The 9041-nt window shown below is 69.5% G+C and carries 7 protein-coding genes and 2 pseudogenes; 6 read left to right on the forward strand and 3 right to left on the reverse strand.

Features of this window, described 5'->3' with window-relative positions:
• Positions 1-620, forward strand: a pseudogene (locus A5709_RS20390) ([protein-PII] uridylyltransferase); the annotation flags it as partial.
• Between the two features lie 5 nt (positions 621-625).
• On the opposite strand, the gene A5709_RS20395 reads toward A5709_RS20390, so the two are convergent.
• Positions 626-2356, reverse strand: coding sequence for a DEAD/DEAH box helicase (locus A5709_RS20395; protein ID WP_068121959.1), 1731 nt, complete (start codon positions 2354-2356; stop codon positions 626-628).
• A 104-nt stretch (positions 2357-2460) separates the two neighbouring features.
• On the reverse strand, positions 2461-3252 hold the full coding sequence (locus A5709_RS20400) for an alpha/beta hydrolase (RefSeq protein WP_068121972.1): 792 nt from the start codon (positions 3250-3252) through the stop codon (positions 2461-2463).
• A 198-nt stretch (positions 3253-3450) separates the two neighbouring features.
• Here A5709_RS20400 and ffh point away from each other — a divergent pair, with 198 nt between their 5' ends.
• The 4 genes from ffh to A5709_RS20420 all read left to right on the forward strand — a co-directional run bounded on the left by ffh (position 3451) and on the right by A5709_RS20420 (position 8663).
• Positions 3451-5007 (forward strand): signal recognition particle protein, encoded by a 1557-nt coding sequence (gene ffh, locus A5709_RS20405; protein WP_068011548.1) that lies wholly within the window; start codon positions 3451-3453, stop codon positions 5005-5007.
• A 75-nt stretch (positions 5008-5082) separates the two neighbouring features.
• Positions 5083-6162: an amidohydrolase family protein gene (locus tag A5709_RS20410; protein WP_156768110.1), complete on the forward strand. Its 1080-nt coding sequence runs from the start codon at positions 5083-5085 to the stop codon at positions 6160-6162.
• A gap of 61 nt (positions 6163-6223) precedes the next feature.
• Positions 6224-8053, forward strand: a complete 1830-nt coding sequence (locus A5709_RS20415) for an amidohydrolase family protein (RefSeq protein ID WP_068121967.1) — start codon at positions 6224-6226, stop codon at positions 8051-8053.
• Between the two features lies 1 nt (position 8054).
• Positions 8055-8663, forward strand: a complete 609-nt coding sequence (locus A5709_RS20420) for a TetR/AcrR family transcriptional regulator (RefSeq protein ID WP_068121969.1) — start codon at positions 8055-8057, stop codon at positions 8661-8663.
• On the opposite strand, the gene A5709_RS27710 is transcribed toward A5709_RS20420, so the two are convergent.
• A complete protein-coding gene (locus tag A5709_RS27710) occupies positions 8664-8864 on the reverse strand; it encodes a hypothetical protein (RefSeq protein ID WP_369806125.1) in 201 nt (66 codons plus the stop codon).
• Between A5709_RS27710 and A5709_RS20425 the strand changes: the two are divergent.
• Positions 8821-9041 (forward strand): annotated as a pseudogene (locus A5709_RS20425) (D-alanyl-D-alanine carboxypeptidase); the annotation flags it as partial. The gene A5709_RS27710 and the pseudogene A5709_RS20425 sit on opposite strands and share 44 nt — an antisense overlap.

Below are 9041 nucleotides of genomic sequence, written 5' to 3' on the forward strand. Positions count from 1 at the left end.
ACCGCGAGCGTCTGACCGCGGTGATGCTCGCGCCGAACCAGCGCGGGCTGGTGTCGAAAGCCGCGGCGGTGCTGGCGGTGAACTCCCTGCGAATCCATTCGGCGTTGGCCAACATTCACGACGGCGTGGCGATCGTGGAGTTCGTCGTGTCTCCGGTGTTCGGCTCGCCGCCCGAATCAGGCTTGCTGCGCCAGCAATTCGTCGGCGCCCTGGCCGGGGACCTCGACGTCCTCGGCACGCTGGAGAGGCGCGACAGCGACGCGGTCAGCGCCGCGACGGCGCGGGCCGGTGAGATTCAGGCCGGGGTGCCCGTTACCCGGTCGACCGCCCCGCCGCGCATCCTGTGGCTCGACACGGCGACCGCCGGCCAGTTGATCTTCGAAGTCCGCGCCATGGATCGGGTGGGTCTGCTGGCGCTGTTGACCCGCGCGCTGGAACGCGCGGGATCCGACATCGCCTGGGCCAAGGTCAACACGTTCGGCTCCACCGCGGCCGACGTCTTCTGCGTGACGGTGCCGGCCCAGGGCGAGCGCGACGCGCGAGCCGCGATCGAGCAGAACCTGCTCGCCGTGCTGGGCGGCCCCACGGTCGAAGTGCTCCAGGAGCCGGTCGGCGACTAGCGGGGTCAGGCGTGCTCGGCGTTGAGACGCCGCAGGGCCTCGATGCGGTCCTGGATCTGCTCACGGGTCGCGGCGGCGATCGGTGGGCCCCCGCAACGACGGCGCAGTTCGCTGTGAATCCAGCCGTGCGGCTTGCCGGTGCGGTGATGGGTGGCCGACACCAGGGAGTTGAGTTCGCGGCGCAGCTCGCGCAATTGGCCATGCATCGACGGGGGCCCCGGCACGGCGGCCGGCGCGCCCTGCGCGGCCCGCCGCTGGAGCTGCTCGTCCTGGCGGCGGTGCAGCAGCGCCCGCATCTGATCGGCGTCGAGCAACCCGGGGATGCCGAGGTAGTCGGCCTCCTCGTCGCTTCCGGCCGGCGCGGCCGTGCCGAACGACGACCCGTCGAAGATGACCTGATCCAGCTCCGCGTCGGCGCCCAGTGAGGTGAAGCCGTTGTCGGCGTCGATTTTCTCGGTCTGCGTCCGGACGGCGGGATCACCGTCGAGGGGATCGTCGTCGGGGCGGTGCGGTTCCCCCAGCACGTGGTTGCGCTGCGCCTCCAGCTCGCTGGCGAGCTGCAGCAGGTTGGGGACCGACGGCAGGAAGATGCTGGCGGTCTCGCCCGCCCGGCGCGATCGCACGAAGCGGCCGATGGCCTGTGCGAAGAACAGGGGAGTGGAGGCGCTGGTGGCGTAGATGCCGACCGAGAGCCGGGGGACGTCGACGCCTTCGGAGACCATGCGCACCGCCACCAGCCACCGGCTGGTGCCGGCGGCGAATTCGCTGATGCGCGCGGACGATCCGGGATCGTCGGACAGCACCACCGTCGGCGCCTCCGAGGTAAGCCTCGTCAGCAGGGCGGCGTAGGCGCGGGCCGCGGTGCGGTCGGAGGCGATGATCATGCCGCCGGCGTCGGGCACGTGCTCGCGCTTCTGGCGCAGCCGCTGATCGGCGGCCGCGATCACCGCGGGCATCCATTCGCCGGCCGGGTCGAGTGCCGTGCGCCAGGCCCGCGCCGTGTGCTCGGCGGTCAGCGGCTCGCCCAGCCGCGCGGCGTGCTCCTCGCCCGCGCTGTCCCGCCAGCGCGCCTCCCCGGAGTAGGCCAGGAACACCACCGGCCGGACCACCCCGTCGGCGAGGGCCTCGGCGTAGCCGTAGGTGTGGTCGGCATGCGAACGGCGCACCCCGTCGGCGCCCGATTCGTAGGACACGAACGGGATTGGGCTGTCGTCGCTGCGAAAGGGCGTGCCCGTCAGGGCGAGGCGGCGCGTCGCATCGCCGAAGGCCTCGCGGATGGCGTCACCCCAGGTCTTGGCGTCACCGCCGTGGTGGATCTCGTCGAAGACCACCAGCGTCTTGCGCTGCTCGGTGCGCACCCGGTGCAGCGTCGGATGCGCCGCGACCTGAGCGTAGGTGACCATCACGCCGTGGTACTCGCCCGACATCAGGGCATGGGAGTTGGAGAACTTCGGGTCCAGGGCGATGCCGTGCCGTGCGGCGGCCTGGGCCCACTGCACCTTGAGGTGCTCGGTGGGCACCACGACCGTGATTTGCTCGACGACACGCTGGCTGAGCAGTTCCGCGGCCACCCGCAAGGCGAAGGTCGTCTTCCCGGACCCCGGGGTCGCGACGGCCAGGAAGTCGCGCGGTTGGCCGGCCAAATATTTGACCAACGCCCGGCGCTGCCAGCCACGCAGCGCCCGGCCGCTGTCGTCGACGGAGCTCTCCGTGCGAGCGAGCGGTTGCACGGACATTTCCCCCCGTTTTGTTGTAATTGTCGACGGACCAGCGTGGTGAAGCGGTGGACGTGAAATCTAGCACGCCAACGCTTTTCGGCGCAGTAACGACTCGGATGCGGTTACCGTGGCGCGCCCGCGAGGTCGCGGGTTTGCAGCCACCCGTGGATGCGTTGCGCGACGTCAGCCCATCCCGGCTCGAGCATCATGTTGTGACCCATCGGGAAGAATTCCGGTTCGGTCGCATACGCGCGCGCCGTGGCGCGCACATCGCCGACGCTGACGAAGCCGTCGTACTCCGCGCCGAGGACCAGCATCGGCGTGGTCACCCGCCGGGTTCTGACGCGGCGGACCATCGGATCGGTCATCGCGGCGCGGATGCTCTCGGCCCCGGCGCGTTGTCTGCAGGATTCGACGACCGCTTCGGGCGTGTCGGCGCAGAAGAGGTACTCCCGTGCCAGCGCCGGGGTGGCGAGGAATTTCAGCAGCGTGGGGTCGCTCCAGGCTTCCATCGTCATCGATGGCCGGCGACGCCAGACGCGCACCGCCAACCTGAGCACACCCTGCGGCGGCACGGAGCCGACCAGGACTGCCGCCGGGGCGCGGCGCGTTTCGAGGTGGCGCTGGATGACGAAGCCACCCAGCGAGTGGCCGATCAGTACGGGGCCGCCCAGTTCGTCGGCCACCGAACGGAGGTCGTCGATGTAGTCCGCGATGGAAACCTTGTGCAGCGGCTTGGTCGTTGGGCTGCCGCCGTGTCCCCGCAGGCTCATCGCGACCGCGCGGTAGCCGGCATCGGCGAAGAAGTCCAGGAAGTGCTCCCAGCACCACGCGCCGTGCCAACCGCCGTGCACGAAGAGTAGCGGCACCGGATGGTCCCGGCTGCACGATCCTTTGTCGATCACCTCGAGCATGTCGACCATTCAAACCCGTTCGCCGGTTTGGCGAGACTGAAACTACGCACACCTTTACCGGCGTGTCGGGTGCGTAGTTGCAGTGTCGCGGTCGACGGGCGGCGCTAAGCTCGCCGCGCTTGCAGTACCACTAGACCTGATGAGTGGTACCTGCCGCGCCCGGCTTCGCCGCGCTTGCAGTACCACTAGGCTGGCGGGGTGTTTGAATCGCTGTCCGACCGGTTGACCGGTGCCCTTCAGGGCTTACGCGGCAAGGGTCGACTGACCGACGCCGACATCGAAGCCACCACCCGCGAGATCCGGCTGGCGCTGCTGGAAGCCGACGTGTCGCTGCCCGTGGTGCGCGCGTTCGTGGGCCGGATCAAGGACCGCGCCCGGGGCGCCGAGGTCTCCGGTGCCCTCAACCCGGCGCAGCAGGTCGTCAAGATCGTCAACGAAGAGCTCATCGGCATCCTGGGTGGGGAGACCCGTCAACTGGCCTTCGCCAAGACGCCGCCGACCGTGGTGATGCTCGCCGGTCTGCAGGGCTCCGGTAAGACCTCGCTGGCCGGCAAGCTGGCCGCCTGGCTGCGCGGCCAGGGGCACACCCCGCTGCTGGTGGCGTGCGACCTGCAGCGACCCGCCGCGGTGAACCAGCTGCAAGTCGTCGGTGAGCGCGCCGGGGTGCCGGTGTTTGCGCCCCATCCCGGCGAGTCCCCCGAGTCGGGGCCCGGCGACCCGGTCGCCGTCGCGGCCGCCGGTCTCGCCGAAGCCCGGGCGAAGCACCACGACGTCGTGATCGTCGACACCGCCGGCCGGCTGGGCATCGACGACGAACTGATGGCCCAGGCCGCGGCCATCCGCGACGCCGTCAATCCCGACGAAGTGCTGTTCGTGCTGGACGCGATGATCGGCCAGGACGCCGTCACCACCGCGGAGGCGTTCCGCGAGGGCGTCGGCTTCACCGGGGTGGTGCTGACCAAGCTCGACGGTGACGCCCGCGGTGGTGCCGCGTTGTCGGTCCGCGAGGTGACCGGCGTCCCAATCCTTTTCGCCTCCACCGGCGAGAAGCTCGAGGACTTCGACGTCTTCCACCCCGACCGGATGGCCAGCCGCATCCTGGGCATGGGCGACGTGCTGAGCCTGATCGAACAGGCCGAGCAGGTTTTCGACGCCGAGCAGGCCGAGGCCGCCGCGGCCAAGATCGGCACCGGCGAGCTGACGCTGGAGGACTTCCTCGAGCAGATGCTCGCCATCCGCAAGATGGGTCCGATCGGCAACCTGCTGGGCATGCTGCCCGGGGCCGGACAGATGAAGGACGCGCTGGCCCAGGTCGACGACAAGCAACTCGACCGCCTGCAGGCCATCATCCGCGGCATGACGCCCGAAGAGCGGGCCGACCCGAAGATCATCAACGCGTCGCGGCGGCTGCGCATCGCCAACGGGTCGGGCGTCTCGGTGTCCGAGGTGAACCAGCTGGTGGACCGCTTCTTCGAGGCCCGCAAAATGATGTCGTCGATGCTCGGCGGTATGGGCATCCCGGGAATGGGTCGCAAGTCGGCGACCCGAAAGGCCAAGGGCGGCAAGGGCAAGAAGGGCAAGAAGGGCGGTCGGGGCCCGACGCCGCCTAAGGCCAGGAACCCGCTGGGCGCCGGGATGCCGGGCATGCCGGCCGGGTTCCCCGACCTGTCGCACATGCCCGAGGGTCTCAACGAGCTGCCGCCCGGGCTGGCGGACTTCGACCTGTCCAAACTCAAGTTCCCCGGCAAGCCGTGACGATCGGGAGCGCGGCGAAGCCGGGCGAAGCGGATCGTCACCATCGGGCCGGCAAGAATTAGCAGCGCCGTGCGCATGCACGTGCGAGGTGTCGGGCTGCCGGACGAGACCCCAACCGAGCTGTGGATCGTCGACGGGCGCATCAGCACCGAACCGGTCGCGGGGGCCGACACCGTCTTCGACGGTGGCTGGGTCATTCCCGGCCTGGTGGACGCGCATTGCCACGTCGGACTCGGCGAGCACGGAGAGATTCCGCTGGACGAGGCGATCGCCCAGGCCGAGATCGAGCGTGACGTCGGTGCGCTGCTGTTGCGAGACTGCGGCTCACCCACCGACACCCGCAGCCTCGACGACCACGAGGATCTGCCGCGCATCATCCGCGCCGGAAAACATCTGGCCCGGCCCAAGCGGTATGCGGCGGGATTCTCGCGCGAGCTGGAAGACGAGTGGCAACTGCCCGAGGCGGTCGCGGAAGAGGCGCGCCGCGGCGATGGCTGGATCAAGCTGGTCGGCGACTGGATCGATCGCAGCGTCGGCGATCTCGCCCCGCTGTGGTCCGACGACGTGCTCAAGGCCGCCATCGACACCGCGCACGCCCACGGCGCACGGGTCACCGCGCACGCCTTCAGCGAGGACGCGCTGCCGGGGCTGGTCACGGCCGGCATCGACTGCATCGAACACGGCACCGGCCTCACCGATGACACCATCGCGCTGATGGTCGAGCACGGAACCGTCCTGGTCCCGACGCTGGTCAACATCGTCGAGAATTTCCCGGGCATCGCCGATGCCGCCGCCGCGAAATATCCGACCTACGCCGCTCACATGCGCGACTTGCACGCTCGTGGCCTGTCGCGGATCGCCGCGGCCCGCGAAGCGGGCGTGCCGATCTACGCCGGCAGTGATGCCGGCACGATGGTCGCGCCCGGGCGCATCGCCGACGAGATCGAGGCGCTCAAGGGCATCGGATTGAGCCCCACCGATGCGTTGGGCGCGGGGTGCTGGGACGCCCGTCGCTGGCTGGGCCGCCCCGGGCTCGATCACGGCGCGTCGGCCGACCTGCTGTGCTACGCGGACGACCCGCGGTCGGGCCCGGCCGTCCTGCACCGTCCTGACCTGGTGATTTTGCGCGGCAACGCGTTCCGTCCCCCGGCCTAGCCGGCGCGGGGCCGACGAAGCGGACACGCCGGCCAGAAAAGATTGCGAGTGCTTGCTATCTATGTTACGGTCCGTGTCACCACGACGACTGGAGGCAAAAGTGGCTTACGACGTGATCATTCGCGACGGGCTGTGGTTCGACGGCACCGGCAGCGCGCCCCAGACCCGCACGCTGGGCATTCGCGACGGCGTGGTGGCCGCGGTGTCGGACGGGTCGCTGGACGAGACGGGGTGCCCCGAGGTGATCGACGCCGCCGGCAAATGGATCGTGCCGGGCTTCATCGACGTGCACACCCACTACGACGCCGAGGTGCTGCTGGATCCGGGTCTGCGGGAGTCCGTGCGGCACGGTGTCACCACCGTGTTGCTGGGCAACTGCTCGTTGTCGACGGTCTACGCCAGCTCCGAGGACGCCGCCGACCTCTTCAGCCGGGTCGAGGCCGTGCCGCGCGAATTCGTCTACGGCGCTTTGCAAAACAAGACCTGGTCGTCCGCGGCCGAATACATCAAGGCGATCGACGCCCTGCCGCTCGGGCCGAATATCGGCTCGCTGCTTGGCCATTCGGATCTGCGGACCGCGGTGATGGGCCTCGATCGGGCCACCGACGCCACCGTGCAGCCCACCGACGCCGAAGTGGAGCGGATGGCGGCCCTGCTCGACGAGGCGCTCGACGCCGGGGTGCTCGGCATGTCGGGGATGGACGCGGCCATCGACAAGCTCGACGGCGAGCGTTTCCGGTCGCGGGCGTTGCCGTCCACCTTCGCGACCTGGCGCGAGCGGCGCAGGCTGATCAGGGTGCTGCGCAAGCGCGGCCGCATTCTGCAGAGCGCCCCCGATGTGGCCAAGCCGTCGACCGGGATGCTCTTCTTCCTGGCGAGCAGCCGAATCCTCAACCGAGGCAAGGGTGTTCGCATGAGCATGCTGGTGTCCGCCGATGCCAAGTCGATGCCACTGTCGGTCTACGTCTTCGGCCCGGGCACCCGTCTGCTGAACAAGCTGCTGGGGTCTCAAGTGCGCTTCCAGCATCTGCCGGTGCCGTTCGAGTTGTACTCCGACGGAATCGATCTTCCGGTCTTCGAGGAGTTCGGCGCCGGGACGGCCGCCCTGCACCTGCGGGACCAGTTGGAGCGCAACGAATTGCTGGCCGACAAGGAATACCGCCGGAAGTTCCGCAGGGAGTTCGACCGGATCAAACTCGGGCCGTCGTTGTGGCACCGCGACTTCCACGACGCGGTCATCGTCGAATGCCCCGATGAGTCGTTGATAGGCAAGAGCTTCGGGGCCATCGCCGACGAGCGCAAGCTGCACCCGCTCGACGCGTTCCTGGACGTGCTCGTCGAGAACGGCGAACGCAACGTCCGGTGGACGACCGTCGTGGCCAACCACCGCCCCAAGCTGCTCAACGCGCTCGCCAACGAGGGCAGCGTCCACATGGGCTTCTCGGACGCCGGCGCGCACCTGCGCAACATGGCGTTCTACAACTTCCCGGTCAAGCTGCTCAAGCGGGCCCGGGACGCACAGCGGGCCGGCGCACCGTTCATGTCCATCGAGCGCGCGGTGCATCGCCTGACCGGCGAATTGGGGGAGTGGTTCGGCGTCGACGCCGGCACGCTGCGGCAGGGCGACCGCGCGGACTTCGTGGTGATCGACCCTGCCGGTCTCAACGAAGCGGTGGAGGGCTACTACGAGGACGAGGTGCCGTTCTACGGCGGCCTGCGGCGCATGGTCAATCGCAACGACGACGCCGTCATCGCGACGGGCGTGGGCGGCGCGGTCGTCTTCCGCGCGGGCCAGTTCCGCGACGGCTACGGCCGGACCGTGAAATCCGGCCGCTATCTGCGTGCGGGCCAGCGGCACCGGGACCGGAGCGCCCTGAAAATCGGAGGCTGACGTGGCCAGAACCCAGCAGCAGCGTCGGGAAGAGACCGTGGGACGGCTTCTCGACGCCTGCATCGACACCATCATCGAGGTCGGATACGCCCGGGCGTCGGCCGCCGTGATCACCAAGCGCGCGGGGGTATCCGTGGGCGCCCTGTTCCGGCACTTCGAGACGATGGGCGACTTCATGGCGGCCACGGCATCCGAAGTGCTGCGTCGTCAGCTCGAGACGTTCACCAAGCGGGTCGCCGAAATACCGGCCGATCGGCCGGCGCTCGAAGCCGCCCTGGCGATACTCCGTGACATCACCGCCGCCCCGAGCAACGCCGTGCTGTACGAACTGCTCGTCGCGGCGCGCACCGACGAAAAGCTCAGGGCCACTTTGCAAACCGAGCTGCGCCAGTACTCGGCGAAGATTCACGACGCCGCCCGTACGCTGCCCGGAGCCGAAAGCTTCCCCGAGGAGACGTTCCCGGTCCTGGTCGCGTTGCTGACCAACGTGTTCGACGGGGCCGCGGTGGTGGAGGGGGTGCTGCCGCAGCCGCAGATCGCCGAGCAACGGATCCCGATGCTGATGACGCTGCTGTCGGCGGCGGCGCCGGACGCCGGCCCGGCAAAATAGCTACAGCGAGCCGATGCTGGACTGCGGGCTTTGCGCGAAACCCCAGTCGAACAACGTCGCCGCCTGGTCCCAGTACGTCGGTCCGCCCTCTTTGATCAGGCCGTACATCATGGCGATGACCAGCCGGCGGCCACCGCGGGCGGCGGCCCCGACGAACGTCTTGCGGGCCGCGTTGGTGAACCCGGTGTTCGCGCAGATCACGGCCGAGCCGTCGGCGATGTTCCCCGGCGATAACGGCGATCACCCGATCACCAACCAGGACGAGCTGTTGCAGCGCTACCCCGGCGCGATCGGCGGCAAGACCGGGTTCACCAACGCGGCCCGCAAGACGTTCGTCGGGGCCGCCGCCCGCGGTGGCCGCCGGCTGGTCATCGCCAT

This window comes from Mycobacterium sp. E1386 (assembly GCF_001672745.1).
Taxonomy (GTDB): Bacteria; Actinomycetota; Actinomycetes; order Mycobacteriales; family Mycobacteriaceae; genus Mycobacterium.

Bases quoted from the DNA above. Each gene is read 5' to 3' on its own strand.
- A5709_RS20395 (WP_068121959.1), bottom strand. From the start codon at position 2,356: ATGTCCGTGCAACCGCTCGCTCGCACGGAGAGCTCCGTCGACGACAGC.
- A5709_RS20400 (WP_068121972.1), bottom strand. From the start codon at position 3,252: ATGCTCGAGGTGATCGACAAAGGATCGTGCAGCCGGGACCATCCGGTG.
- A5709_RS20410 (WP_156768110.1), top strand. From the start codon at position 5,083: ATGCACGTGCGAGGTGTCGGGCTGCCGGACGAGACCCCAACCGAGCTG.
- A5709_RS20415 (WP_068121967.1), top strand. From the start codon at position 6,224: ATGTTACGGTCCGTGTCACCACGACGACTGGAGGCAAAAGTGGCTTAC.